This window comes from Streptomyces sp. AV19 (assembly GCF_015999245.1).
Taxonomy (GTDB): Bacteria; Actinomycetota; Actinomycetes; order Streptomycetales; family Streptomycetaceae; genus Streptomyces.
This window is the reverse complement of the sequence record NZ_JAEAMR010000019.1, coordinates 24760-50685: the sequence shown is the minus strand read 5'-3', so window position 1 is coordinate 50685 and position 25926 is coordinate 24760. Positions and strand designations below refer to the sequence as shown.

The 25926-nt window shown below is 71.0% G+C and carries 28 protein-coding genes; 18 read left to right on the top strand and 10 right to left on the bottom strand.

What is annotated here, in order from left to right; translation table 11 throughout:
• Positions 1–36 precede the first annotated feature (36 nt).
• The 10 genes from I5Q34_RS26620 to I5Q34_RS26575 all read left to right on the top strand — a co-directional run bounded on the left by I5Q34_RS26620 (position 37) and on the right by I5Q34_RS26575 (position 6773).
• Positions 37–318 (top strand): hypothetical protein, encoded by a 282-nt coding sequence (locus I5Q34_RS26620; protein ID WP_199894981.1) that lies wholly within the window; start codon positions 37–39, stop codon positions 316–318.
• A 90-nt stretch (positions 319–408) separates the two neighbouring features.
• On the top strand, positions 409–1095 hold the full coding sequence (locus I5Q34_RS26615; RefSeq protein ID WP_199894980.1) for a GGDEF domain-containing protein: 687 nt from the start codon (positions 409–411) through the stop codon (positions 1093–1095).
• Positions 1092–1544, top strand: a complete 453-nt coding sequence (locus I5Q34_RS26610; RefSeq protein WP_199894979.1) for a hypothetical protein — start codon at positions 1092–1094, stop codon at positions 1542–1544. The genes I5Q34_RS26615 and I5Q34_RS26610 overlap by 4 nt, the downstream gene beginning before the upstream one ends.
• Complete coding sequence (locus I5Q34_RS26605) at positions 1541–1711, top strand: hypothetical protein (RefSeq protein ID WP_199894978.1); 171 nt, start codon at positions 1541–1543, stop codon at positions 1709–1711. The genes I5Q34_RS26610 and I5Q34_RS26605 overlap by 4 nt, the downstream gene beginning before the upstream one ends.
• A 75-nt stretch (positions 1712–1786) precedes the next feature.
• Positions 1787–2281 carry a hypothetical protein gene (locus I5Q34_RS26600; protein WP_199894977.1) on the top strand — a complete coding sequence of 165 codons (495 nt, stop codon included), beginning with the start codon at positions 1787–1789 and terminating at the stop codon, positions 2279–2281.
• A gap of 137 nt (positions 2282–2418) precedes the next feature.
• Positions 2419–3201, top strand: coding sequence for an HIT domain-containing protein (locus I5Q34_RS35880; RefSeq protein ID WP_277965789.1), 783 nt, complete (start codon positions 2419–2421; stop codon positions 3199–3201).
• On the top strand, positions 3198–3878 hold the full coding sequence (locus I5Q34_RS26590; protein ID WP_199894975.1) for a hypothetical protein: 681 nt from the start codon (positions 3198–3200) through the stop codon (positions 3876–3878). The genes I5Q34_RS35880 and I5Q34_RS26590 overlap by 4 nt, the downstream gene beginning before the upstream one ends.
• Entirely contained in the window at positions 3875–4315 is a 441-nt protein-coding gene (locus I5Q34_RS26585; protein WP_199894974.1) for an HIT family protein, read from the top strand. Before I5Q34_RS26590 ends, I5Q34_RS26585 begins: the two co-directional genes overlap by 4 nt.
• Before the next feature lie 230 nt (positions 4316–4545).
• Entirely contained in the window at positions 4546–5886 is a 1341-nt protein-coding gene (locus I5Q34_RS26580; RefSeq protein ID WP_199894973.1) for a ParB/RepB/Spo0J family partition protein, read from the top strand.
• A complete protein-coding gene (locus tag I5Q34_RS26575; RefSeq protein ID WP_234429593.1) occupies positions 5883–6773 on the top strand; it encodes a ParA family protein in 891 nt (296 codons plus the stop codon). Before I5Q34_RS26580 ends, I5Q34_RS26575 begins: the two co-directional genes overlap by 4 nt.
• 359 nt (positions 6774–7132) lie before the next feature.
• Here I5Q34_RS26575 and I5Q34_RS26570 read toward each other — a convergent pair whose 3' ends face one another.
• Complete coding sequence (locus I5Q34_RS26570) at positions 7133–8485, bottom strand: XRE family transcriptional regulator (RefSeq protein ID WP_199894971.1); 1353 nt, start codon at positions 8483–8485, stop codon at positions 7133–7135.
• A 479-nt stretch (positions 8486–8964) separates the two neighbouring features.
• Here I5Q34_RS26570 and I5Q34_RS26565 point away from each other — a divergent pair, with 479 nt between their 5' ends.
• The gene (locus tag I5Q34_RS26565; RefSeq protein ID WP_199894970.1) at positions 8965–9843 is read left to right on the top strand and encodes a class I SAM-dependent methyltransferase; all 879 of its coding nucleotides are present in this window, start codon (positions 8965–8967) and stop codon (positions 9841–9843) included.
• On the top strand, positions 9843–10877 hold the full coding sequence (locus tag I5Q34_RS26560) for an amino acid--tRNA ligase-related protein (protein ID WP_234429592.1): 1035 nt from the start codon (positions 9843–9845) through the stop codon (positions 10875–10877). The genes I5Q34_RS26565 and I5Q34_RS26560 overlap by 1 nt, the downstream gene beginning before the upstream one ends.
• Positions 10878–10880: 3 nt before the next feature.
• Here the strand turns inward: I5Q34_RS26560 and I5Q34_RS26555 are convergent, their stop codons facing one another.
• Positions 10881–11327, bottom strand: a complete 447-nt coding sequence (locus I5Q34_RS26555) for an NUDIX hydrolase (RefSeq protein ID WP_234429591.1) — start codon at positions 11325–11327, stop codon at positions 10881–10883.
• A 67-nt stretch (positions 11328–11394) separates the two neighbouring features.
• Between I5Q34_RS26555 and I5Q34_RS26550 the strand changes: the two genes are divergently transcribed.
• The 4 genes from I5Q34_RS26550 to I5Q34_RS26535 are packed head-to-tail and all read left to right on the top strand — an operon-like array spanning position 11395 to position 15064.
• Positions 11395–12435: a phosphotransferase enzyme family protein gene (locus I5Q34_RS26550; protein WP_199894968.1), complete on the top strand. Its 1041-nt coding sequence runs from the start codon at positions 11395–11397 to the stop codon at positions 12433–12435.
• A complete protein-coding gene (locus tag I5Q34_RS26545; protein WP_199894967.1) occupies positions 12432–13454 on the top strand; it encodes an LD-carboxypeptidase in 1023 nt (340 codons plus the stop codon). The genes I5Q34_RS26550 and I5Q34_RS26545 overlap by 4 nt, the downstream gene beginning before the upstream one ends.
• On the top strand, positions 13451–14221 hold the full coding sequence (locus I5Q34_RS26540) for a P-loop NTPase (protein WP_199894966.1): 771 nt from the start codon (positions 13451–13453) through the stop codon (positions 14219–14221). Before I5Q34_RS26545 ends, I5Q34_RS26540 begins: the two co-directional genes overlap by 4 nt.
• Before the next feature lie 24 nt (positions 14222–14245).
• Complete coding sequence (locus I5Q34_RS26535) at positions 14246–15064, top strand: bifunctional 2-polyprenyl-6-hydroxyphenol methylase/3-demethylubiquinol 3-O-methyltransferase UbiG (protein ID WP_199894965.1); 819 nt, start codon at positions 14246–14248, stop codon at positions 15062–15064.
• Positions 15065–15141: 77 nt separating this feature from the next.
• Here the strand turns inward: I5Q34_RS26535 and I5Q34_RS26530 are convergent, their stop codons facing one another.
• Positions 15142–15834: a hypothetical protein gene (locus tag I5Q34_RS26530; RefSeq protein ID WP_199894964.1), complete on the bottom strand. Its 693-nt coding sequence runs from the start codon at positions 15832–15834 to the stop codon at positions 15142–15144.
• Between the two features lie 529 nt (positions 15835–16363).
• Positions 16364–16840: a hypothetical protein gene (locus tag I5Q34_RS26525; protein WP_199894963.1), complete on the bottom strand. Its 477-nt coding sequence runs from the start codon at positions 16838–16840 to the stop codon at positions 16364–16366.
• A gap of 547 nt (positions 16841–17387) precedes the next feature.
• On the opposite strand from I5Q34_RS26525, the gene I5Q34_RS26520 reads away from it, so the two are divergent.
• Positions 17388–18269, top strand: coding sequence for a replication-relaxation family protein (locus tag I5Q34_RS26520; protein WP_234429590.1), 882 nt, complete (start codon positions 17388–17390; stop codon positions 18267–18269).
• Between the two features lie 44 nt (positions 18270–18313).
• Here the strand turns inward: I5Q34_RS26520 and I5Q34_RS26515 are convergent, their stop codons facing one another.
• On the bottom strand, positions 18314–18727 hold the full coding sequence (locus I5Q34_RS26515; RefSeq protein ID WP_199894961.1) for a hypothetical protein: 414 nt from the start codon (positions 18725–18727) through the stop codon (positions 18314–18316).
• Between the two features lie 188 nt (positions 18728–18915).
• On the opposite strand from I5Q34_RS26515, the gene I5Q34_RS26510 reads away from it, so the two are divergent.
• Complete coding sequence (locus I5Q34_RS26510; RefSeq protein ID WP_199894960.1) at positions 18916–19191, top strand: hypothetical protein; 276 nt, start codon at positions 18916–18918, stop codon at positions 19189–19191.
• A 45-nt stretch (positions 19192–19236) separates the two neighbouring features.
• Here I5Q34_RS26510 and I5Q34_RS26505 read toward each other — a convergent pair whose 3' ends face one another.
• The 5 genes from I5Q34_RS26505 to I5Q34_RS26485 all read right to left on the bottom strand — a co-directional run bounded on the left by I5Q34_RS26505 (position 19237) and on the right by I5Q34_RS26485 (position 25415).
• Positions 19237–19548: a hypothetical protein gene (locus I5Q34_RS26505; protein ID WP_199894959.1), complete on the bottom strand. Its 312-nt coding sequence runs from the start codon at positions 19546–19548 to the stop codon at positions 19237–19239.
• 160 nt (positions 19549–19708) lie between these two features.
• Complete coding sequence (locus I5Q34_RS26500; RefSeq protein WP_199894958.1) at positions 19709–20803, bottom strand: DUF5954 family protein; 1095 nt, start codon at positions 20801–20803, stop codon at positions 19709–19711.
• Between the two features lie 143 nt (positions 20804–20946).
• A complete protein-coding gene (locus tag I5Q34_RS26495) occupies positions 20947–21627 on the bottom strand; it encodes a hypothetical protein (RefSeq protein ID WP_199894957.1) in 681 nt (226 codons plus the stop codon).
• A gap of 371 nt (positions 21628–21998) precedes the next feature.
• Entirely contained in the window at positions 21999–24677 is a 2679-nt protein-coding gene (locus I5Q34_RS26490; protein WP_199894956.1) for a DEAD/DEAH box helicase, read from the bottom strand.
• 36 nt (positions 24678–24713) lie between these two features.
• Positions 24714–25415, bottom strand: a complete 702-nt coding sequence (locus I5Q34_RS26485) for a hypothetical protein (protein WP_199894955.1) — start codon at positions 25413–25415, stop codon at positions 24714–24716.
• Positions 25416–25926 lie beyond the last annotated feature (511 nt).

Genomic DNA, 25926 nt, shown 5'->3' with positions numbered 1-25926 from the left:
CCCTCAACCACGAGCACACGAAGGGAGATGGACGTCATGAGCCTGCGGTACTACGAGGTCGACGTCCCGATACACCACTCAACGGACCAGGCCCGGCGCGGCCATCACGTCTTCACCGGCCGTGCCACCGGACCCGGTGAGGCCCTGGCAGCCGCGCACGGCGCCTACGACAAGGCCATGCAGTACGTGTCCGCCGGCCGCGCGGTCCCGGACGACTCCGGCGACGGATGGGCCGTTCGCGGCCTGCGTCCCGACTGGGTCATGGACTGGCACGAGGCCACCACGAAGGCGTGGATCAACCCCAACAGCCTGATCTGAATTCGCCCCGGGACGGCCGCCAAAGGCCGGAAAACCAGTCGGCCGCCCCGGGCCTACCCACCCCGCATAAAACGAGAGGGAGCCACCAGTATGGCCTCCAACACCCGTGCACAGAACCGCTTCGCGCAGTGCGCCCTGGTCCTGACCACGGTCGCGGTGCCGCTGACCGGCTGGACCGTCCACGCCGTGGCGCTGCACCGCCGTCTGGCCGCCGCGGGCCGCGACCCGCTCACCGGCGCCCTGCGCCGCGAAAGCTGGGAACCGCAGGTGCAACGGTTCATCAACCGCTACGGCGACAACGCCCTGGTCCTCGTCTGCGACATCGACCACTTCAAGCGGTTCAACGACGACTACGGCCACGCCGTCGGCGACCTGGTCCTGGCGACCACGGCCGCTCGAATCATGGAGTGGGCGGGCAGCCGCGGCGTCGTCGGACGGCTCGGAGGCGACGGCGGAGACGAGTTCATCGTCGCCGCCTGGGTCGGCCCCGGCCGCCGCACCGTCCGTCTGGACCAGCTCAACCGGGCCCTGCACGAGCCGGTTCCCACCGGCGACGGCCATACTGTGCCCGTCGCCGTCTCGGTCGGCGCCGCCTCCGCGGACATCATCGGAACCCGGGACCGATCGCGACTCATGCGCGCCGCCGACGCCGCGATGTACGCCGGCAAGCACACCGGAACCGTCGTCCAGGCCAACGCCGAGCACGCCGACGCCCCGAGCATCAACGGGCGCCGCGCCGGACGGCTCGGCACCCACACCGTGGCGAGGGCCGCGTGACCGCCGCCGAACTCGAGGGCGGCGACTGGATCCGGGGCATCACGATCCGACAGCCCTGGGCCACCTGCATCCTCGCCGGGAAGAACCCGGAGAACCGGCCCAAGCCCTGGTCGTGGCGCGGCTGGGTCCTGCTGCACGCCGGACAGAAACTGGAGCGCGCCGTACTGCGCGACCCGCTGGTCGCCACCGCGATCCGCGGCCACGAGTTGCACCTCGGCGCGGTCATCGGCGTCGCCCGCCTGACCGCCTGCCACCAGGACGAAGGCCCCGCGCGGTGCACCAGCTCCTGGGCACAGCGCGATGCCCACCACCTCGTCCTCGCAGACGTCCAAGAGCTCGTCCTGCCCGTGCCTGCGAAGGGCGCGCTCGGCGCCTGGAAGCCGACCCAGGCCCTCGTCGACCAGATCCTCCTTCAACTCCCGCACCTCCGCCCGGAGGCCACGCCATGAGCAGCACCCCGCAGGACGACCGCGACCGCGCCCTCGCCTATCCCGAACCTGAACCACACCCGAACTGGCGCCGGAGCGGACCGAAACCCGCGCCGCTCACCCCCGACCAGCAGCGGCGCAACCGCGAACTCCTGGCCCGCGCACGGCGTCCCACCCGCACTCCGTAGCCCCGCACACCCCGAGCGCCGCGCCCTGCCTCCACCGCAGAGTGCGGCGCTCTTGTCTCGACAAGGAGCTTCCCAATGGCGTTCGCCCTGTTCTCCCGTGCCGCCCGCACCGAGCCCGTCGCGCCCGAACGTCCCTGCCAGCCGGTGGCGGTCAGCGACACCGGCACCGCCGCCCGCGCCCTCGCTGCCGCCGTCAGCGAGCACGCCGCTTACGCAGCCGCAGCCTTCGCCAAGGCCACGCTCGACCCCTACGACCAGTCCCGTCTCGCGCGGCCCGAGAACTGGTCTGGACACCGGGACGGCAGCGCCCATCTCCAACTCGCCGAGACAGCGTTCCTGCGCTACGAGCCGTCCGACGACCAGGTCGGCACCTCACTCTCCGCCCGACAGTGGCACTACAACCGCGCACACGCCCACGTCATGGAGCCCTTGGGTACCGAGGAGACCACCCGGGACCCCTGGTACGAACACATAGCCCTCTACGACACCAGCGTCCGGCCCGTCACACCGACGAAGCCCAAAAGCCTGGCCCACCTCCTAGAGCTCCTGACGTCCGCGACATCGACATGACCCATGACGTCCGCGTCGTCGAGCCTGCGGGCACCGTGTACTGCCAGGAGCACGGCGCGGTGCCCGCTCCTGACCGACCCTTCGCACGGCGGCCCGCCCCCGCGCGGCCACCGCTCTCACTTCTTCCTGGAGACCCCGTGCAGTACGACGTGTTCATCGACAGCTTCGGCGCCCGCTGGCAGGACCCGCCGCCCCCGCGCTACCGCGCCGCCGTCCTCGCCATCAACCTCACCAACGCCCTGCTGAACCCGCCGGACGACCCGACCCTCGCCGACGTCGTCGCCCGCCAGACCGGACGCGACGCTGGCATCCGCGACTATGTCCTGGCCACCCCGGGCGCGGCTCGCATCATCGACGACGCCGTGCACGAGCTCACCGCGTTACGTGCCGCCGCGCACGGCCACCCGGTCCAGCTCCTGGTGAACTGCTGGTACGGCAGGCACAGGGCACCCGCCATCGCCGAAGCGATCGGCCGGCGCATGCAGGAGGCCGACGTCCGCGTCGCGGTCACCCACCACCACATCGACCAACCCCCAGTACCCCGGAAGCATCCACGCTCCGGCTGCCCGTTCTGCGCCATCGCCCACGACGACGCCCCGGCGCAGATCGTCCGCGAGTGGACCGACGCCCTCGCGATCGTCCCCCGCAGCGGCGGCTGCACCGACGGCCACCTCCTGGTCCTCCCCAAGGTTCACGTTGCGGACTTCACCGTCGACCCGGTCGTCTCCGCCACCGTCCAACTGCGCGCCGCCGAGCTCGCCCAGCAACTGGGCGGGCAGTGGAACTACCTCACCTCCTGCGGCGAGGCGGCCACCCAGACGGTCTTCCACCTGCACGGCCACCTGCTGCCCCGCACTGCCGACGACGGCCTCGCCCTCCCCTGGCCCCACCCCGCCCGCGAACAGGAGCCCACCCGATGAAGCGCCTCTTCCGCCGCCCCGGCCGCGCGCCCGGCGTCCTCTCCCCCGACGACCAGGCCGCCGTCGACGACTTCCGCGCCATACTCGCCGCCGTGCGCGATCCGCAGCCCTGGACGCCTGGCTGCTCCCAGGACATCGCCGTGCGGGTCGGCCCGTTCGTCGAGCGCGCGCACCCGCGCCCCGGCGACGACCACGGCACCGAGATGATCGCCGTGGCCCTGGTCCACCCCGACACCCCGCACGCCGCGGCCTACCTCCACGGCCGCCAGCTCGGCTACACCGACCGAGGCTGGCTGCGCTGCAAGACGACCGCGATCCTCGGAGCCTGGCAGCCGGCCTACGCGATGCTCACCCACGCCGCCGCGAACCTGCCGCTGCCCGGCGACATCGGCATGGACCCCGCCCACTACGGCGTCCACGTTGAAGCCCGCCGAACCGATGGCACCGGCTACACGCTGCTGCGCCTCGGGCCCTACACCCAGACCTGGCTCGCTTCCCTCGACGCCGACCGCCTCAACACCGAGCTGGAAGGCCGCGCCGCCCTCGTCGTCCCCGGCTTCACCGTCGCCGCGAAGGGCGCCGTGTTCGACATCAGCGACCACGACAGCTACGCCGACCCGCACGGCGCCGACGTCGCTGCGCTCCTGTCCGACGCCATCAAAGGGGTGAGCGCGTGACCGCTCCGGCCCTGTGCGAGATCGAGATCAGCGAGGGTGACGACGGCAGCATGCGCCCTGACTGCCTGTTCTGTCGGATCAGCCATGACGGAGCCCCGGCCGCGATCGTCCAGGAGTGGACCGACGCCCTCGCGATCGTGCCCCGCAGCGGCGGCTGCGCCGACGGCCACCTCCTGGTCCTGCCCCGCGGCCACGTCGCCGACTTCACGACCGACCCCGTTGTCTCCGCCACCGCACGGCTGCAGAAGATGGGTCACCTGGAGGGTGCCGCTGCCAAAGGTGCCTCGGTCGACGTCGGGGACCGGGTGTCGTACCACGACTCGTACGAGGATGACGCCGCTATGCCTCCTGGTGGCCCTCTGATGGGGTTCGACCGTTGCAGACCCCAAAGGCCCGGACCCCATGGGCTCCTGACGGAGCAGCTGGGTACCTACTGATCCTCACGACGTCGGGGTCCGATTCATCCGGGAATAGCTGGGATGGGTCGGACCCTCCTGTGGTTCTGGGGGCCGTTTCCAATGGAAACGCTCGCTCATGCAGGCGTATTGCCCTGGTTTATGATGATTAGCCAGCGACGCGAGGGCGAGTTCGGTGACGCCAGGAGGCGCCGTTTCCATTGGAAACGCTACTCTCGGGCCGTACTTCTGACCGCAGTCCTGGAGAATCAATGGCAGGCACGCTCCCGCGGCCCAAGCGCAAAAGCACCAAGTCCACCCCGCTCGTCGCCCCTGAAGAGGTCCTGTACACCGACAAGGACCGCAGCGGCGACACACTGGACCTGGACCCTGCAACCTTGTGCCCCAACCCCTTCAACCGAAGGGAGATGAAGGGGGTACCCGAGCTCGCCGCCACCATCAGTGAAGTCGGCCTCCTGCAGAACATCGCTCACATCCGTGCCGAGGTCTGGCTCAAGACCTACCCGGAGACCGCCGACAAGATCACCGCACCGAACGTGATCCTCTTCGGCGAGCACCGCTGGCGCGCCATCCAGCAGCTGGGCTGGAAGACCATCCCCAGCGTGCTGCGAGACGACAAGGTGGAAGACGCCCGCCTCGTCACCCTGATCGAGAACCTGAGGCGCGCCCAGCTCAGCCCGCTGGAGGAAGCCGAGCACTACCACGAGCTCCGTGGGTCCGGCCTCTCCTACGAGCAGATCGCAGAGAAGGTGGGCGAAACCGCCGAGGGCACTATCTCTAAAGGCACCGTCTGGAAGCGCGTCAAACTGCTCGACCTCGCCCCCGAGGTGCAGCAGGCGCTGAGGGACGGGAGGCTGAACGTCAGCTCCGCTGAGAAGGCCCAGAAGCTGGACGGCAAGGACCAGCGGGACTACCTCGCCCTCGTGCTCGGCGGCAAGCGACCCGCGGAGGCCCACGCACAGATCCTGGCTCGCCAACGCCAGGCCGATGACGCACCCGACGACATCCCCGTTTCCGATGGAAACGCCGACGAAGCCGCCGCTGAGGCACCGTCGGCGAATCGCGAAGCCGTTTCCAATGGAAACGCTGCGGGCGGCCCGCCTGCCCAGCGCAAGCCGAAGAAGCGCCAGGTGCCCGAAGGGGACGACGAGTCCGACCGCCGCAGCGCAGCGGCAGCTCGTGACGCCGCCTGCCGCCTCCTTATCGAGACCGTCGATACCGCCGACCCTGAGAACCACGAGCTCCTTCTCGGCGTGCTCACCGCCACCATGCTCGCCCCACAGCAGCAGTCCGCCGCCCAACAGCGTGCGTTCATCTGGCTACGGGAAGCCAAGCGACATGGTCTCGAGGTCGCTGACGCTATGGCGTACTTCAACGCGGTGCAGGAGTTCGGTGACGCCGCGCTGCAACGGCTCGCTGCCTTCGCAAGCGGTCTGGCCGCCGCGGAACTTCGCACCGCCGCGCGCCGCCAGTCCTGGAGCAGCCGCGAGATCCACTACGTGCGCGTTCTCCAAGAGCATGCGGAGTACGAACCGCAGACCGAATGGGAGAAGAAGAAGCTCGGTCTGTCCACCGCAGGAGGAACCCGATGACGGCCCTCAACCGCCGCTTCCGCCCCAAGGGCCGCAATTGGCCCCTCATCTGGGCGTACGTGATCGAGTGTGGCGGCTCAACGAAGACCACCAGCGTCACCTCGATGGCCGTCATCGCGGCTATGCGCGGATACCCCGGAGTCGTCTTTGACCTGGACAGCAACATGTCGTCCTCGCTCGTCCTCGGCTACGACCAGACCGCCCTTAAGGGCAAAAAGACCTCGCTCGACCTGATCTACGGCGCATCACTCGATGAGGTCGCCCTGCCGGCCCGGTACCGCGTTGGCGACGGCTACGACGACGACGCCTTCGCTCCCATCCCGAACCTCCGGGTCGTACCCAGCAGCCCCGCCATGGCTGGCGCGGACACCGCGATTGCCGAGGATCCGGACCGAAACGACTGGTTCGCCGAAATCCTCCGTGCCTACGAAGGCGACGACACCGTCTTCTACGTGGACTTCCCGGCCAGCTACGGCAGGATGCCCTACTCGATCCTCCGGATGATGGACGAGGACGACTCCGTGATCCCCTCGATCAAGGCTGATCCCAAGGACGTCCGCCTCGTCAAGGGGCTCACCGACGAACTGGAACGCGTGCGGGACAAGAACCGCAACCGGCGCTCCGTACCCGGCCGCCCCACCCTCAACCACATGCTCCTCACCGGAACGCCGACCAAGACGTATAAGGAGGCGGCCGCCCGTCGCGCCGCCGAGGCAGCCGAGGCCATGTACGGCTCGGTCCTGCTCCCCTACATCCGGTACTCGGCCGACGCGAAGAAGCTGTACGAGGACGAGTGCCCGCTGCCGGTCCTCCTCCCGAACAGCAACCCGTCGGTGGACTACCGCAAGGTAATGACGCACCTCGGCTTCACTGAGAGAGCGGCCTGACCGTTTCCATTGGAAACGCCGGCAACGTAGTCGACCACGGCAAAGGGCTGGCCCCCGCGGGGGCCAGCCCTTTGCCGTGGTCGATGGAAGGCCAGATGTCACTTGACTTGCGCCCGTGGGCGGTAGGCCGCATCGGCCACAGCTTGCCCAGGTGGATGTAAGCAGCCGGTCTCTCCCGAGTGAGGCTGCTCAACTGCGTCTCCCGCAGGCCAGAAGGCTGCGGCCCGGGGAGGATCTTGACCTTGTTGGGCTGGGCGCTCATGGGGCCAGTGTCTGAGGTCAGGGGAGACCTGGTGGGTCTCTCCAGGAACTCGCGGACGCCGACACTGGTTTTGACTCGGGATAACGGAGTAATGCGGTCATGATGACCGTGCCGTGCCGGGGTGGCGAGTGCGGATGGCGGGAGGCGTGGTGAGGGCGGTGGTGATCTCGTGGAGCCGGGCTTGGGCTCGTTGTGAGTCGACATGGTCGGCGAGGTCAGTGGCCTGGTGGACGAGGGTGACGGCCGCATCGTGGTCGCCGGTGAGGCGGTGGGCGTCGGCGAGGTCGAGGGTGGCGAGCATGCGGTCGCGCGGGTAGGCGTCGCGGGCGGCTTCGAGCCGACGGGCGAGGTAGTCCTCGGCTTCTGCGGGCTGGTGGGCGGCGAGCCAGGCGCGGCCGGTGGCGGCGTCGATGGCGGGGTGGCTGAGCCAGCGGGCCCACCAGGGTTCGTCCGTGCCGGTGGCCTGGAGCTGGTCGTGTGCGGTGTCACGGGCGCGGCGCAGGCTTTCGGTGTCGCCGCGGCGGCCGGCGGCGAAGATCTGGCGGTCGGCGATGACGGCCTGGACGCGCGGTGGGATGGAGCGGGGGTTGTGCCCGGCGACGTCGAGGAGGGTCTTGGCTTCGGTGTGCTGGCTGAGCCAGGAGGCTTGGTAGGCCGCGGAGGCGAGGAGGTTGCGGGTGGCGAGTCCGGTGTCGCGGGTGAGGTCGGTTTCGTGGGCGAGGCGCATGCCGGTCTGGTAGACGCGCTGAGCCTGGGGGTGTTGGTCGGCGTCGAAGAGCATCCAGCCGTAGAGCTCGGACAGTTCGATGAAGGCGGTGCGCAGGCGCTGGCCTTCGGCGGCGGGGTAGCGGGCGTTGAGGACGACGCGGCTGACGCTTTGCCATAGTCCTCCGGCCCAGACGAGGCCGGTGGCGCTGCCGGTGTTGTCGTCGAGGTCGCGGAGTTCGCGGACGGACTTCTCGATGGTGGTGACGAGTTCGGGGGAGAGGCGGCCGCTGGTCTCGGCGGCGTGTGCGGGGGTGTTGTCTCCGATGAGGAGGGCGAGGGCCGGGGCGGTGACGGCGGTTCCGGTGAGGAGCATGAAGTGGCGGCGGTCCATGTGGTCCCCCTGGGTGATCTCGTGGAGGAGTTCGCTGGCGAGGGCCTCGCACGGGGTGGCGAGGCGGCGGGGGTGCCGGCGGCGGCGTGGCCCGGTCCAGCCGAGTTCGGCCGCGGTGACGGTCCGGCCGGCGCGGACGGACAGGACGGCCAGGGCGTCGGCCTCGTTCTCCTTGGCGGGCCGTACTGGGGGGTCGCGGAGCCAGGGGTAGGCGCTCTTGATGTCCAAGGGCGGGGAGCCGCGGCGGGCCCGTTGCTCGTTGACGCGGGCGATGAGCTGCTCCGGGCGCATCCCGATCCGCTGCAGGAGGGCGGCGAGCGGGTTGCCGGTGGCCGGGGCGAGTGGTGCCATCGTTCCCCCTCGGGGCCGACGGTCTGTGTACCAGGAACGTAGCAGCGGGCAGGGGCGGGCAGCAGCGGCCGGGGTGATCGGGCTGGTGTAGGTACACCGGCCGTGTCCGTACACGCCAAGGGTGTATCCACCCGGTACACCGCCTACACCGACCCTGGCCCTTCTGACGCTGGGGCGGGGTGCGCTTGTCTGGGGTCAGGCCCGGAACGACGGCGGCATCGAGCGCCGGCACTGGCCGGACCACTTCCCCGAGCAGAGGGACCCACGGCCTCGTGCAGTGCGCGTTCGTGCCGCCTGGGGGGAGCCGTGCCCCGACACGGAGGTTGAGACGGAGACGGCTCTCATGCGGGTGCACGAGATGGCCCGGCACCGGCAGATGCTCCTGGGCCTGGTCCTCGCCTGCGACCGGCATGCGGGCCCGCTGAGCAGTGCCATCGCCCGAGTCATCGAGGAGAACGTCAACCGACAGGAGAGGGTGAATGATTCTCGGTCAGCACATCGGTTACGTGGACCTGGTCTCGCTGGTGGGCGAGACCAACCGCTGTCCCGGCGGGAAGCGCGCCATATCCCGCCTCGCCCAGACCCTGCACGTCGGGCCGCACCACCGGGTGCTCGAAGTCGGGTCGAACACCGGCTTCACCTCCATCGAACTCGCCGCCATCATCGGCTGCCGCACGGACGGTGTGGAGATCAACGCGGCGGCCGTCGAGGAGGCTCGGCGCAGCGCCGCGGCGCTCCCCGCACGGATCGCCGAACGGGTCTCGTTCCACGTGGGCGACGTGCGGAAGCTGCCGTGGGCCGAGGAGACGTTCGACGTCGTGGTCTGTGGGGGAGCGCTAGGGTTCGTCGAGGACAGGGAGTCGGCGTTCAGCGAGATCTGGCGGGTGCTGCGCCCGCTGGGCATGGTCTCGATCACGCACCTGTACTACCGGAGTACTCCGTCGGCGTCCCTGTTGGACCGGTTGGCGGACGTTCTGGGGTTCCGTGTCCCGGCCTATGGGTGGGAGGAGTGGTTGGAGGAGCTCGCTCCCGCCGGGTGGGAGCTGTACGACTTCACCCTGCGTCCCCTGGCGGCCCGGCCGACGGATGTCGTCGACGCCTACGCCGAGCACCTCACCAGCAGCGCCCGGATCGAGGCCCTGCCCCCGGAGCAGCGGGACCGGGTCCGCGAGCAGTGGCGGCACGCTTGCCACGTGTTCAACGACAACCACCGCTATCTCGGAGCGATGGACGTGGTTCTGCGCCGTCCGCTCGCCGCCGAAGCCCCGGAACAGCCGGAGCTGTTCCTCGAGCCCGGCGTGTACGACCGTCACTTCACCCACGAGTTCGTGCCCCTGGCCGGAACGGAGAACCGGTGATGCTCGCTCCCACCGCCACGACGCCTCCGCTGTGGTCCGCGCCCGGCCGGTACCTGGACCTGATCGGCTCTCCGTGGGGCCGGACGCTGGTGACCTTGCAGGACGCCGTCTCGTACGCGACGGCCACGTTCTGGGCCGGCCGCCGGGTGCCGACCCTGCACCTGCCGGTGACGACGGGGGCGGTGTCCTCCCCGATGGGGCTGGGCTCCGACTCCGAGCCGGTCAGGGTCGAGATGTTCGGCAAGCACGTCTACCTGGCCGACTCCATGCAGTTCGCGCTGGAGTACGGCTGCCGGCTCGCCGGGCGCGGCTGCTACTACCTGATGCCGTCCTTCCGCGGGGAGGAGCCGGACGAGTCCCACCTGTGCCAGTTCTTCCACAGCGAGGCCGAACTCCCCGGCTCTCTGGACACGGTGATGGCCACCGTGGAGGACTACCTGCGCCACCTCTCCCAGCATCTGCTGGCCACGTGCGCCGACGCCGTGCGCACGGTGTCGGGGACGGTTGTCCACCTGGAGGATGTCGCCGCGGGTGTGGGCCCGTTCGAGCGGATGCCGTTCGCGGAGGCGGACCGGCTGCTGAAGTCGGATCCGGAGCTGATCCGGACGGGGACCGGGGCGGGCGGGCGCACGTGGCGGACGCTGACCCGCGCGGCGGAGCAGCGGCTGCTGGCCCTGTGCGGGCGGCCGGTGTGGGTCACCCACTACGACCACCTGGCCGTGCCCTTCTACCAGGCGTACGCCGACGAGGACCGTCGCACCGCCCTGAACGCGGACTTGCTGCTGGGGGTGGGGGAGGTCGTCGGGGCTGGCGAGCGGCACGCGACGGCGGAGGAGGTGCGCGGCGCCCTGGCCGACCACCAGGTCGGCCAGGAGCCGTACGGCTGGTACATCGAGATGCGCGAGCGCCGGCCCCTGCGCACCGCCGGGTTCGGCATGGGCGTCGAGCGGCTGCTGTTGTGGGTGCTGGACCACGACGACATCCGTGACTTGCAGATCCTGGTGCGGCGCAACGGCCTGGACTGCACCCCCTGACCGCTAGACGGGGATGCGGGCGAGGGCGGCGTCCGCGCGCTGGACGCCCTGGAGCGTCCACGGCGGGCAGCTCGCATCGGCTTCGAGCGCGGGCAGGGTCTCCCACCGGAGCCCTGCCACCTCCTCCGGCGAGGCGATGCGCGGCTCGGCGCCGTCCGGGAGCTCGGCCGCCAGCACGACGTTGACGACCGGACTGCCGGTGTCGGTCACAAAGAATACGCTCTCGGCGTAGGCAAGATCGACGCCGGTCAGATCGATGCCGATCTCCTCCAGGACCTCCCGGCGGGCGGTATCCAGCAGCACGTCACCGCCGCCGGGGGTCTCCGTGTCCACCGTGCCGCCGACCAGGGACAGGCGCCCGGCCGCGTGCTCCTCGTTCAGCCCGCGCACGATCAGCAGCCACTTGTCCCCGCGATGCAGGGCGACATCCACATTGATCGCGTACTTCAACTCGGCTCCTCCGTCGGCCCGTTCGGGGTGTCCGATGGTAGCGCCGGACCCGGGAGGTACACCCAGCATGCCGATTCTCCGCAAACCCGCGCAGTACGGGTTCTTCTCGTTCGACGGCGGGTTGCTCCACCAGCTCTCGGACGCCTACGGCCTCGGCCCTCTCACCGGGTTCCGGCCGATCCTCCTGGACGGCGACCGCTGCACGCTCATCGACGTCCGGTCGCAGACCAGCCGGAAGATGGTCATCGAAGGCAGCGACGGCACCCGGCTGTTCCTCAAGCAGATCCCCTGGTACTGCGAGCGCGACACCCTCCTGTTGGCGACCCGCTGGCAGACGCAGGCCCGCGCCGCCGGCGCCCCGGTGCCCCGCCTGCTCCACACCCGGGCGGGCGCGCCGTGGTTCGAGATCGCCGGCTCGTATTTCACCCTCACTGAGTACGTCCCCGGCCACCGCTACACCGGCACCGCCGACGACCGGGCCCAGGCCGGCGCGGCCATCGCCCGTCTCCACGCCACGACGGTCGACGCCCCGTCCGCCCCGGCGGAGAACGCCTTCGCCGGGGCCCTGGCACATATCGCGCTCACCCGGGAGAGCACCGCCGTCTCCCACACCGTCCTCGACGCCATGGAACGTGCCGTGCACACCTGGGCCGAGCAGGCCGACGCGAGTGGGTGGGACACACTCGCCGGGCAGCTCACCCACGGCGACACCAACCCGTGGAACCTGATCTACACCGACGCGGGGGCGATGCTGATCGACTTCGACAACGCCCACCGCGGCCCTTCCTTGCGCGACATCGCCGAGGCCCTGCTGTCCTTCTGCTCCGTGCACTACCAGCAGGACTCCACCACCTTCGCCCCCGTCCTGCCCGGCCCCATCGACCGGGCCGCCGCGGCCGACCTCCTGGGCGCCTACGCCCGCGTGCGCCGCCCGTCCCCCGTCGAGGCCGCGTGCATCCCCCCGGCCGGCGGCGCCGTCGCGGTGGGCCTGGTGTGCCTCGGGCTGCTGCGCGGCGACTACCCCGCCGCCATGGCGCCGGATCTCGCCGCCTGGGCGACCGCGGTCCCCGGGGACATCACCGAGATCCTTCCCAGGGACCGGCCGTGACGCCCCGGCGGCTCCTGGCTCCGGCGCTGCGGCCCGGCGACACCATCGCGGTCCTCACCCTGTCCTCGCCCGGCCCCGCCCAGTACCCCGAGGTCTACGCCAGGGGCATCCGCAACCTGAAGGCCCTCGGCTACTGGACCGTCACCGCCCCGACGACACTCGGTTGTTCCGGGTGGACCAGCGGCACCCCCGAGCAGCGCGCGGCGGACCTGAACGCGGCCTTCGCCGACCCCGGCATCCGCGGGATCGTCACCACCATCGGAGGCAACCACACCGCCCAGCTCCTGCCCCACCTCGACCTCGACACGATCGCGGCGAACCCCACGGTGCTGTGCGGCTACTCCGACACCACCGTCCTGCACCACGCCCTCCGCCAGACCACCGGCCTGGTCACCTTCTACGGCCCGGCCCTGATCCCCCAGTGGGGCGAGCACCACCAGCCGTTCCCCTACACCGCCGGCCACTTCCGCACCGTCACCTCCGCCACCACCGCGCCCGGCCCCGTCCCGCCCTCCCGCTACGTCGTACACGAGGACCACGCCACCGCCCAGGCCGCCCAGCGACCCCGGCTCGCCCGGCCGGCCCCACCTCGCCGCGTCCTGCGTCCCGGCCAGGCCCGCGGCCCTCTGGCCCCGTTCTGCCTCCCGTCCCTGCGGCACCTCGCTGGAACACCCTGGCAACCCGACCTCACCGGCCACGTCCTGCTGATCGACGTCCCTGACGGCGGCTACCGGCCCGAGGACGCGGACGCCGACCTGACCCACCTCCACCAGACCGGCATCACCGCCGACCCGGCCGCCGTGGTGCTCCTGCGCACTCCCCATCACGATGCCGACGCCTTTGAGGACGTCCTCGCCCACCACACCCGTACCGGCCACTACCCCGTGATCACCGGCATGGACGGCGGACACGTGGACCCGCTGCCCACCTACCCCGTCGGCGTGGCCGCCACCGTCGCCGGCACCCGCCTCTCCATCGACGAAGCCCCCACTACCAGCAGGAAGGAGGCCCCGTCATGACCGAAGGGCCCAGGACGATGTCGCTGTACGTCTGGAGCAACAAGGGCGGCGTCGGCAAGAGCACCGTGGCCAAGGCCATCACCCGTGGCCTCAAGGCCCGCGGCCTGCGCGTCGGGCACTTCGACGCCGACCTCACCGGCCCCAGCGCCCCCACTCTCTTCGGAGCCGACGCCCGCCTGCGCATCCGCAACCAGCGCATCCAGCCCGCCATCGCCGATGGCATCCCCGTCGTCTCCACCGGGCTCCTCGCCGACGCCGACCACCCCTACATCTGGCACGGCCCCCTCCTGCGCGGCGCCCTGCACCAGCTCTACCACGACACCGACTGGGGCCCCCTCGAGCTCCTCGTCATCGACATGCCCCCCGGCACCGGCGAGACCCAGCTCGCCGTCATCGACGAATTCCCCTGCCTCGGCACCGTCATCGTCACCACCCCCCACGAACTCGCCCTCGTCGACGTCCGCCGCTCACTGCGCATGCTCCAGGAAGCCGGCATCCCCGTCATCGCGATCATCGAGAACATGGCCGCAGCCACCTGCCCCCGCTGCGCCCACACCTGGCAGCCATTCCCCGGGACCGCAGGCGACCAACTCCACCACCTCCTCCCCCACAGCCAGCTCATCAAAATCCCTGTCGACGACGGGGCCCCGGCCCTCGACGGCCAGGGCAACGGGGACACCGCCCTCATCCGGCACCTGGACGGCGGCGGCCTGTTCACCACCCTGTCCGCCCTGCACGCCAACCACCCTGCGGCCACCACCCGCTGACTACCGATGAAGCCGGAGGCACCGATGCCCGAGATGGACCCGCGCGTCATCGCCCACTACGAGACCCACGACCAGACCGACCGGCTGCTCACCCCCGCCGCCGGCCGCCTCGAACTCCTCCGCACCCAAGAACTCCTGCGCCGCCACCTCCCCGCCGCCCCGGCCCGGATCATCGACGTCGGCGGCGGCCCCGGCACCCACGCCCGATGGCTCGCCGACGACGGCCACACCGTCCACCTGGTCGACCCGGTTGCCCGACACCTGGTCCAGGCCGCCGAGTACGCCGCATGCACCACCGAACTCGGCGACGCGCGCGCTCTGACCGCCGAAGACGACACCTACGACTGCGCCCTCCTCCTGGGCCCGCTGTACCACCTCCCCAACCGGGAAGACCGCCTCACCGCCCTGCACGAAGCCCGCCGCGTCGTGCGGCCCGGCGGCCCTATGGCCGTCGCCGCGATCAGCCGCTGGGCCCTCCTTCTCGACTACGGCACCGTCAGCAGCCTCACCGGCCCCGGAGTCCGTGACCGCCTCGGCGCCCGACTGCGCACCGGCTACATTCCCGAGCCGGACCATGACCCCACCGGTCTGTTCACCGCCGCGTACTTCCACACCAGCACCGAGCTGCGCGCCGAGGTCGCGGATGCCGGTCTCCCCCTCGCCGCCATGTACGGAATCGAGGGACCCAGCTGGTCCTTGATCAAAAGCATTGAGCGGCACACCGGCCAGTCCGTCGCAGGCACGGCCCTCTTCGATGCGGCCGTCGAAGCAGCCCGACTGTCTGACGCTTGCTCAGGCCAGATCGACATGTCGGCGCACATGCTGGCCGTCATCCAGACCTGACCAACGATGAGCCCCAGGGAGCACCCGTTGGGCAGCCGGTAGCCCTCACCATCTGAGCCGTCCGTAGTCCCCACCGCCTACCGAGGGCGCGTGGTAGCTCCGACGCCCTTCCACCCGTGGCCGAGCCCCCGCCGACGTCCCTTCCCGCCCGCTTCCTTGGCGGTCAGGGTGGCGGCGAGCTGTTGCGCGGCTTCGGGGCTCATGCCGGCGGTGACCTGTCCGGAGTCGAGGGTGCGGGCGTACGTGCTTGGCCCGTACGCGGTGAGCGTTTCGCCGAGGGCGGCGGCCGCCGTGGCCGCCGGCCCGGCGCCCCACTCGGCTTCCCGCGCCGCGGCGTGTGGGTGCTGATTGTCGGGCTGGGCGAGCAGGACGGCCAGGGCCTGGGCGTCGGCGGCGTCCAGGGTGACCGTGATGAGCGCGGCCCCGAGCTGATAGACCCGCCCGGCAACGCGGTGCACGCCCAAGGCTCGCCGCAGTTCCGTCGTCGCCCCCGCCCCGTCGCGCGTGCGCTCGCCGACCCCCTGGGCCTGTTGCTCGGTGCGCTCGCGCAGCGCGGCGACCGCGGTGGGGATGAGGGCGAGGATCTCCGCGCTCTCCGGGTCGCGCTGAGCAAGGGCGCCGGCCAGGACCTCCAGGGCCGTCGCCACGTCCTCCACCGCCCCCGGACTCCACCCGTCCGGGACCGCCGTATCGGCCAGGGCGCACGCGGTGAGGACCACCGCGTCGGCGTGCTGCTCCAGCGGATTCTTCTCGGAGGCCAGCTCCCTCACCCACCCCGGTTCCGTCTCGCCCCGCCCTCGCGGATGCTGATCACCATCATGACGCGCCACCCGGGTGCGGTGCGCGCCACGATGCACCGCACCCCGTGCATCGGGTCGCGCACCGGCGATGCGGTGCACTCCTCGCCGTCGCATCAGTGCGCATCGCGATGTCCGCGCCGGTGCGCACCACTGCGGTGCGTGCACGCAGGGTGACGATGCTCGGGCTCGTGTGGTTGGTCCGTACCCCCTTGACCAGAGTGCGGCGCATCCGGTGCGCACCCCTTGACCAGGCCCAGCATCGCGGTGAATCCCCTTGACAGCGCCCGCTAGAGACCCTGTATGTCCTGGTATGCGTTCGCGATGCGCGCCGTGACGCGGTGTGCACCCGGTTCCGGTAGGCGATGCGCCGCATCGTCACGATGTGTGATCCGGTGCGGCCGGGGATGCGCCGCATCGTGTGCACCGCGATGCGCGCCGGCCATGGTGCGCACCGGGTGCGCACCCGCACCGGATCGGCCGGTGCGCACCGCGTGCCGCACTACACGACGGTGATGCGCACCGGGGGCACCGGGTGCCCGCTGGCCGGTGCGGGGTGCGCATCGAGGGCCTGGTCCACGCCGACGGCCTCCAGCTGGCGGAGGATGTCGGCGATGTCCTCGTGGTCGTCGGTGAGGATCTGCGCGGCGAAGTCGATGATCGCGTGGGCGATGCCCTGCGCCGTGTCCGGCCCGGTCTGCGCCCAGTTGCGCAGGGTGGTGGTGAACACCCGCCCGAGTGCTTCCAGGGCGAAGGCGTCGTCACACGGCACGGCCACGTCCGTCCTGAGCAGCGCGGTGATCGGGACGACGATCCGTTCGGCGACGTCGACGAGCAGCGCTGGCATCCGCGGCTCGGCGGCGGCGAACTCGGTGGCGGCCACGGTGTCGTCGGCCTGGACGGCCCGGAGGTAGTGGAACGCGCTGATCGCCGCGTCCGGGGTCATCGGGGCGAGCGGCGTGATGGTGGTGTCGGGCATGACGGCTCCTTACGTACGGGCCGTCTCGCTGGTCGCGGCGGCCTCACCACAGAGCCTGGGATGGATCACCTGTGGGTAAAGGGCGCGCCCGAGCGGGGGAGAAGTCTCCCTCCCCGCTCGGCGGCGCACGCTCTGCGGACGGTTGTGCTGCTGGTCACGGACAAACCGGCTGTGCAAGGGGTGAAAGGGTGTGTATCGGGGCGGTGTTGGGGTGGGGCTAGCGAGTTGGACCAGACGTTGGTCAAGGGGTGCCTCTTCACGGTGGGCCCCAGCTGCGTACCGCTTCGCGCAACGCGGCTGGACCTGTCACCGACCCGGCCGTGTATGGCCGGAGAAGCCCGAGGACGCGATGACCACCGCACCCATCCTGCCGACGACATCGGCCACGCGCAGCGCGTCGGATGCCGCTGTGGCAGCGAGCCCCGCAGTGGGCCCTGCTGCGAGCCCCGTTCCCAGCCCTGCAGCCTCGAGCCGCCGTCTTGCCGTTGTTGCTGGTCACACCCCTTGTCCGCCCGCCCAGGCTGGTTGCAACTCCTCTTCTCCCAGCATGGATATGCCTGGAGAAGCGTCCCGGCCCCGCGCACGCACCGCGCCGGCGAAGGCCGGGGCGGAGATCCGGGGCGATGTCCTGCTCACCCTCGCCCAGCTCCGCCTGGCCACGCCCCACCAGCTCAAGGCGCTCCTGCTGCCGCACCACCAGGACACGGACTACATCCGCCGCGCGCTGCGCAACCTCCGCGCGGACGCCCTGGTCGGCCGGACCCACCGCGCCCAGCAGAGCTACTGGTACTGCACACCGGCGGGCCTGGCCGAAGCCGCCGCCTCCGGTGAACTCGCGCCGAAGGCCGGCCGGACCACCGGGCAGCGCGCGGCGGCGAAGACGGGCCTGCGGGAGCACGCCCTCGCCCTGGCCGACACCGTCATCGCCTTCCACCACGCCGGTGCGGCCGACCAGGCCGACTGGCAGGTGGAAGTCGCCCACCCCACCCCGGCCGGCTCCCTGGTGCCCGACGGCGTGGTGCTCCTGACAGGCGGCTCCCACGCGTTCGTGGAGATCGACCGCACCATGTCCTACGCCCGCCTGCTCGCCAAGCTCGAGCGCTACGACGCCTACCGCAACGCACCGGCGTCCGGCCGCGGCAACGCCGCCCGCGCTCCGCGCTCCCACTGGCAGGAAACCTACGCCGGGCCGTCGCTGGAGCGTTCCTTCCCGCCGCTGCTGTTCGTCTTCGCCCCCGCCCAGCGCCGCGCGGCCCCGGCGACGAGGGAGGCAGCTTTCCACGACCGCGCCCGGCCGAACTGGCGGATCACCGTGGCGACGACGACCCTGCCCCTGCTGACCGCGCACGGGCCCGAGCGGCCGGTGTGGCGGGTTGTCGGTCATGGGGAGGATCGTCGGCCTCTGGCCGCGCTGCCGGCACCGCGGTGAACGTGGCGGCGGGCCGGCGGCGCGGCCTGCCGTTTTCCGGGGCGCTAGGCGTGGGCTGAGGGTAGAGGGATGAGGCGGCCCGGTCCGGCGTCCTTGAGTGCCTTCAGGACCAGCTCGAGCTCGGTGCTGTCCATGGCGCAGAGAGCGGTCCCGAGCCTGATGGGGAGGTCGGCTGCGAGGGAGACGGCGATCTCCAGGATCGCCAGCTCGCTGTCCGACGCTCGGAAGAGGGCGGGGCTTCTCGCCAGGAGGATCTGCACCGCTTCCCACTCCACCGATGGATGGTTCCCTGACCGGTTCACCAGGGGGAAGTGCGACACCATGGCGAGACCCTGGTCCTCGGCGAGGCGTCGCAGCCAGTAGCCGCTGCGGTACGCGCCGAGCAGGCGGGTCGCCGCCTCCGTCTGCTCGTCGTCCACGCCCCGCAGCAGGCTTTCGGCGAGCTGTTCACCCGTCACTTCGTCCCCAACCTCTCGTCCCCGGTGTCTTTCGTCCGTCCGGTGCCCAGAGCTGATGCCAGCCCCGCGCAACTGTCTACGCGGACGCCTCTCGGACGGCCCGTCGCACACGCCGGACGATCGCCCGGATGCCCGAGTGCCCGATGATGGCCAACCGTTTGTCGGTGGTGCCTGGAAGGCTGGGAAGCATGGACAGGGACGAGGAGTTGCTGCGCGGCCGGGTCTACGGCGCGGATCACGATGACCCGCTCCGTAGCCCGCAGCCGGGCCGGAGCTACGCCGAGCTGGTGGGCGGGCCGCTGGACGGTCTGCTGCTCGACATCACCGGCTGGACGGCCGACGAGATAGATACCGGTGTCGCGTTGCAGACGGAGCTCGGGGAATTCGGTGCCGGTGGCCGGGCCATGTACGACCCGCGCCCCGGCGACCGACGCCGCTGGGACTGGTCCGGCGACGTTCCCTGAGCCACCGCGGCGGAATTCGCCCGGCCGAAGGGCGCGTTCGCGGTGTCAGCGGTGTCCTTCGGTGAGTCTGTTGGCGGTGTTCTCGATGTAGAGGACGGCCCACTCGACCCCGGCGTGGAACTGCGCGGTCTGATCCTGCGCTTCGGCCGCGGTCCGGATACGGTCGGCGAGGACGCGCAGATCGCGCTGCAAGCTGCGCTCCCGCGCGGTGACGAAGGCCTGCCGCATCTCCGCGCCGGCATCGATCGGCGGCCAGCTCTCTTCCACCGCTTCCCCTCCCTCCAGGACGCGGTCCTCGCGGCCGTGGCGCTCCGGCGCGCTCTTCCATGGGTTACGCATCGCCACCACCACCACCACCACCGCCGTGGTGGCTGTCGCGGGCGATGCTGTCGAGTTGTTCCTCGACCGCCTGCTTCTCGTGGTGCCGGCGTTGGAGGAACCCGCGGATCTCCTCGAGGCTGGGCCGGGTTGTCGGCGGCGTCGGGATCTGTGCGTCGTTCTGCGCGCGCCGGTGAGTTCAGGCTTGGTCGTTGTCGTGGTCGTAGTGCACGTTGCCGTCTTCGTCGAGGTGGGGGTGGAGCGGGGCGGGTGGGTGGCTGTTGGTGTCGGAGGGGCGTGGTCGTTCGGGCCCGTCCGGGCCCCAGCGCAGGAGCCGGCGGGCGCGGCAGATCTGGTAGGCGGTGCCCCCTGCCTCGATCCGGTTGGTGCGTTCGGACCGCAGCCGGTCGGCAGCCTGGGCGTACTCGGCCAGCTCTGTGGCCGCGGGATCGGTTCCTTCCGCGGACACCGCGCGGGCGTCGACCGCCCTGTCGTCGGCGTCCCAGGGGATCAGGCCCCGTCGGCGGGGCTCGAACCAGGTCAGGGCGAAGTCCAGCGACTTGCGGGCGTCGTGGGCATAGGCATGCGCACCGCTGCCGGTCTTCCACCCGGGACCGTCCTGTTCCACGACCCTGAAGACCGTGGGCAGCAGCAGCACGTCCGGATGCGTCGTGAGCGCCTGTCGGGAGTCCTGGCGCACGTCCTCGGGAAATCGGTCCCCGGCGTAGTCCAGATCGCGCAACGCCAACCGTTCCGCGGCCTGGGCGGGGGTGACCGGCGCTTCCGGATCCAGGACCAGACCGTCATCGATCCGCGCTTCCCTTTTCCCGCGGTCCCAGTTGGGGACGGCGGGCTCGGGGTCGGTCGGCCGGGGCTGCTCGATGCCGTCCGGGCCCAGCCCGGCGTACTCCTCGGCGCGCACCACCCGGTAGCGGGTCCCGAGGACGGTGAGCTCGTCGACGCGTTCGCTCTCCAGCTGGGCCACCGCCGTCAGCAGGGCCCGCCGCTCCGCCGCGCTCTTCGCCTCGTCCTTTGCCCGGAACCACAACAGTGAGTTGAGGCTGTCCCGGGCCTGCTGCGGACAGCCGGCCTGCACGCCGACCACGACGCGCCACCGCGGTGCTTCGCCTGCGTCCTGTGCGGCTACTCCGAACAGCGGCCCCCGCACCAGCACCGCGTTCATATCCAGTGCGGCGTCGAGTGCGTCGGCCTCCGCGACCGCCTCCACCGGACCCTCCGGATACCTGACGATGACCGGCCGCATCCCGCCCGGACTTGATTCCCCATGACCCATACGCTCATCCTGCCGACCGCAGGCCGTGCTCACGGCAGGTTTCCTGATTCCCAGGTGCTGCGCATGCCCGTCCGAGATGGCGACGCCTCTTCCCTGTGCAGTAGCCGACAGCGAAGAGGCGTCGCCGTTTTCTGGCGAGGCTGTCAGGCCGGCTGGGGCTGCAGAGCGGCGAGCGGGGAGCGCCGGCCTTTCTCGATCGTGCGCAGTTGCTCCCAGTCGACCTCGGGGTGTGCGGCGGGCAGTGCGTCGACGGCGGCGGTGCGGTAGAGCGGGACGTCGACGGCTCCGGCCCGGGAGGTGCCGAAGCGGACCTCGATCGTTTCCGTGGGCCGGATCCAGTCGAGCCGGATCATCCAGTCGAACTCGACGCGCCTCACCCTGAGCCAGGCGGCGGCCTGGTCGGGTCCGAGCGGGGTGTTCGCGGCGACGAATTCGGCCAGGTCCTCGCGGGCGCAGATCTCGGCGACCTGCCCGGGGTGGTGGAGAGTCCCCTCCGGGTTCCCGCTGAGGTCGGTGAGCAGTCCGCGGGCGACGAGCCGGCGGACCACGAACGAGGTGACCTTCGCCTTCTCGCCCGGCACGTTCGGCGTGCCGAGCGCCTCGGCGATCCGGTCCGCCGCCACGCCGCCCGGGATCGGGTCCTGGGGGAGCGCGGCCCGGATCGCCTCCGTGTCCATCGCCTCGACGGCGGCCCGCGACCACTGGTGGGAGTCGGCGTCGGGGTCCGGCACCAGGCCGGTGTGCCGCGCCCACCGGAAGGCCGTGATGGGCACCCGGAGGCGTCCGGCGGCCTGGCTCTCGTCGTACTCGGTACGTCGTGCCATGGGGATCTTCCCTTCTCGTGGGTCGGCCCGGAGTGGGCGGACACGACCTTGACAGAATATCTGAAATCCTGTCAAGCTGCTTTAAAAGTGGGCAAGTTGGATCTTTTCGGTTAGATAGGCGCCCGCGTACGCGAGGGAAATTCACCCGTCCGGACATCTCCTCGCTCTGCTGCCGTGCGATTGCAACGCGGACGCCCGGCACCGCAACACGGGCACTGCAACACGCCTGTGCGTTGCACCCATGACCTGCACAAACACCAGTCCATGTCCATCCCGGGGCTCGTGTTGCACCCTCGTCCGGCTCCAGCGGGCAAGACGAAGGCCCCGGGCTGCCGCCCGGGGCCTCGGTGCCGGTCCGGATCAGTGACCGTTCACGCCCACTCCACGCCTAGCTTCCGCAGCGCGTCCAGCTGCTCCTGGGTGAGTTTGTCGCGCCTGGACTTGGTGTTCGAGACCCACACGCCGAGCTTCACGATCACCGGCTCGGTCTCGTCGGCGACCGTGATCTCTTCGCCGTGGGCTCTTGGCACGGGCCGGTGGGCGCCTTCCCGCTCGACCCACTGGGTGAGGGCCGTCAGGCCTCGCTGGAATGCCTGCTGCGCCTTGCCCGGCCCCTTCACCGCACGCGTGGTCGCCGGGGCGGGAGACGGCGCCTCGAGCGGCTTGACGCCCAGCGTGGACAGCCGCTCCTGCTGCTCCGGCAGGAGCCGCGCCCACGCGGTCGGCTGCTTCTGCTGCTCCAGCCACTTGCCGAGATCATCGCCGTCCATCAGCACGCCGGGCTGGATCTCGGGCAGGCTCCCGTCGGCCTCGACCAGGTCCGCGAGCACGCGGTAGTGCCGTTGCCAGTCCAGCGGCCACGGGCAGTCCCAGTCCGGGTCGATCGCCGTCAGCTGCGCCGCGCGCTCCGCCGCCCGCTCCGGGTCCTTGCCCAGGCCGTTCTTCACTCCCTTCCGCCGGAGGTTGGCCATGTGTTGCCCGATGGGCACCATCGCCTCGCCCTCGCCCCACACCGCGTCCTGCCGGGGTGCGAGGTGCCCGGTGGCCCGGTGGTACGACCGGAGCGCGGCGAGCTTGCTCTCCCATGCCTCCTCAGTCGGCTCCCAGACCATGCCGGCTTCGGGGGCATCCAGCAGGGTCTTGCGCCGCTCCTCCAGTTCCCCGGCTCGCAGGGCCTTGCGCTGCTGGTGCACCCATCGCCCCAGGGGGAAGTTCTTGGTGACGCCGACCTGGGTCTCCGTGTCGTACGGGACGGCGTAGAGGCCGGTGATCTCGTGTTCTGCCCGCCAGCGCAGCAGGGCCTGGTAGCCCTCCAGCCACACCAGCGACTCCGGCCGGTAGACCCGGGTGCGCAGGAACGCCGCGATCGTCGCCGCGTCGCGCGGGCTGGAGAAGTGGAGCAGCGCCGCTTCGGCAGCGGCCTGCGTGTCGTCCTGCTCCTGGTCTTCGCCGTCGCCCTCGCCATCGGCGCCGATGATCCGACCGTCCTCGTCGCGCCGGAGGTGGACCTTGCGCTTGCCGCTGGTGAGGGCGCGGGAGGCGAGCTGCTCGACCAGGTGTTCGTCGTGTGAGCGCAGGCCCTGGAGCACCGCTACAAGGGGGCGAAAGCTGGCGGAGGCGACCATGTCGGTGGGGTCCTCGCCGGGTTCCAGGAACACCGGCACGATGATCCGCGCGACCTTGGTGCTGCCGTCCTTGTTGAGCCGCAGTGCGCGGCCGATGTTTTGGACGATCTCCACCTGGGAGCCGCGGGTGTCGGCGAAGCACACGGCTTCCACGCCCCGCTCGCCGGTGATGTCGACGCCTTCACCGAGCACACGGACGCTCGCGAGGAACGCTCGGTGCACTCGTCGGTTGTTGGCGTCGATGCCGTTGGCGAACTGGCGCAGGACCTCACGCCGTTCGCTGACGAGGTGGTCGCCGCACAGCCATGCCGACCACACCCGGTCCGGCGGGACGTGGCGGCCGGCCTCGAGCTCGTAGAACTCGGCGTCGATCGATGATGCGGGGAGCCGGTCCGCGGCGGCCAGGTCGTCGTCGGAGGCGTCGTTGACGTACAGCTCGGCAGCGGTCTGCGGCAGCTTCTCCGCGAACGCCGCGGCTTCCTCCACCTTCTGGTGGAAGGTCATCACGGTGCGCAGGTTGTACGCCGCCGCGTGCTCGAGGAGCGCGGTCTGCAGGAGCGCCAGGCGCCGGCCCCGCTGGGCCTCTTCCGACTCCCCGAGGACGGGGGAGGGGTCGCGGATCTCCAGGACGTCGATCTCGAATCCGGCGAGGATCTCGCGCTCGATCGCTTCCGAGAGCCCCAGTTCGGCCAGCCATGCGCCGTATGTGCCGTCCGGGTCGTCGGCCATGCTCGCGATCTCCAGCTCCTGGCCGTCCTTGCCCTTCTGGGGCCGGGCGGCGGCCAGGATGCGCGGCGTCGCGGTGAGATAGAGCCTGAAGTCCGCGGGGATCCGCTGGTTGTCGTGGATCGCTGCCCACGGCCGGCCGAGGTCACCGGCGGTGCCGTGGGCCTCGTCCACGATCGCGAGGTCGAAGCCCGCCATCTGCTGCCCGTACAGGCGTTCCCCGCCCGCCAGAGCGGCCTCCAGCGGCCCGCGGACCTTCCGCTGACCCCCCAGGGGAGCGTCGATGTCCTCGCGGTCCACCAGGGAGGCGTACGTGGCGAACACGACCACCGGCCCGGACCCCGCCCACAGCGCGAGCTGGATCGGGTTCGTGGTGGTGCGCACGTCCAGCTCGTTCAGGACCGCGTCGTTCTCCAGCGAGCACACGGCGACCATCGGGGTCCGGTGGCCGACCAAGCGCCACGCCTGGGCGGTCTGCACGAGCAGGTCCAGGGTCGGCACGGTGACGAGGATCCGGCCGCCGGGGAAGCAGTCCAGCGCGCACGCGGCGGCCGTGATCGTCTTGCCCGATCCGGTCGCGGACACGATCGTGCCCCGGGCCCCCTGCGGGGGCACAGACGATCTTGCAGGGAATCCCACCCACTTACGGAACGCCGACTTCTGGTCGACCTGGTGTTCCTTGAGCTTGATCACTGACATTTCCTTGCCTCCCAGATGCCAAATTCTAGTGGTCTCTCAGACGGCCGAGTGCGGTGTACAGGCAGCACCGGCGTCGCTCCAGATCGAGCCGCACGCGAGATGCCAGCCGCCGGGCGTCCCATCCGACTTCCCGCGCTTCCACCCCGGCAAGTCGTCTGGGTCGTAGTGCCCGGCCTCGCGCGTGCAGAGGATGACGTCACCGCTGGACATCTCCACCGTCCGCGCCGTACACAGACCGCCGGCCTCACCCAGGGCCTCCAGCACCCGGCGCCGCTCGGTGGTGTTCGGGTGCGTACGCGGCAGCACAGTCTCCCGGACGAACGCCTCCAGCCGTACCAGGTCCGCCCGCTCACGCTGCCGCACGGCCGCGACATGTACGGCCAGCTCAGCGGCCCCGGCCGACCGGCCGCCGCGCAGCGCCCAGTCCCGGTCCGCGATGCCCACCAGGGCCTCGCTCACGGCCGTCACACCCGCGTACCAGCCCTCCCCGAACTCTTCACCCCGGGCGCCCGTGTATACATCGCGCTCCACGACCTCGCACTGCGCCCCGGCGACCGCTCCGGCCTCCAGCGCGGCCACCAGGTCGTCCGCCTCGCTCGCGGGAACGCCCTGCGCCTCCAGGAGCGCGAACAGCTTCAACCGGGCGTTCACGCCCGCCGTCTGGTACTGCGTCACCCGGCGCAGAGAATCGCTGCTCAGCGCGGGATCTGGTCCGATAGATTTGTGGTGACCGGTCATCTGAGGCTGTTCCTCTCGGAATTTTGGAAGGTCTCCGTCTGGTTGGGGGTGTCTCGTGTTTTCGCCAACGGTACATTCTGCATCATCCTGATGCACCCGCTACACTAGAACCCGACACGAACGAGTGACCCCCCACCCCCTCCTAGCCGGCCCGGCCCGCGTCAGCGGGTCCAGGAGGTTCTGGAGGCGCAGCCGGAAGGACCGTCAGGCGGAGGAGCGCAGCGGACCCGCCCGGTGCGAAGCGCTCCCCCAACTCCCGTACTGGAGGCCCCGCTAGCCGCACTCGACACGCCGTCAGCCGCTCGGCCGTGCCCCGCGCGGCCTGCCGGGCGCGCAGCGGCCGGCTCCCATCTATCCCGGAGCGCAGCGCAGGGATGGGCCCGCGCATCGCGCGGGCCAGCGGGAGCGCAGCGACCGCTGCACTTGCACATCGCGCAGCGATGTGGTACCCGCGGAGCGGGTACCACATCGCTGCGCGATGTGCAAGCGAGGCGGTCGCTGCGCTCCCTTC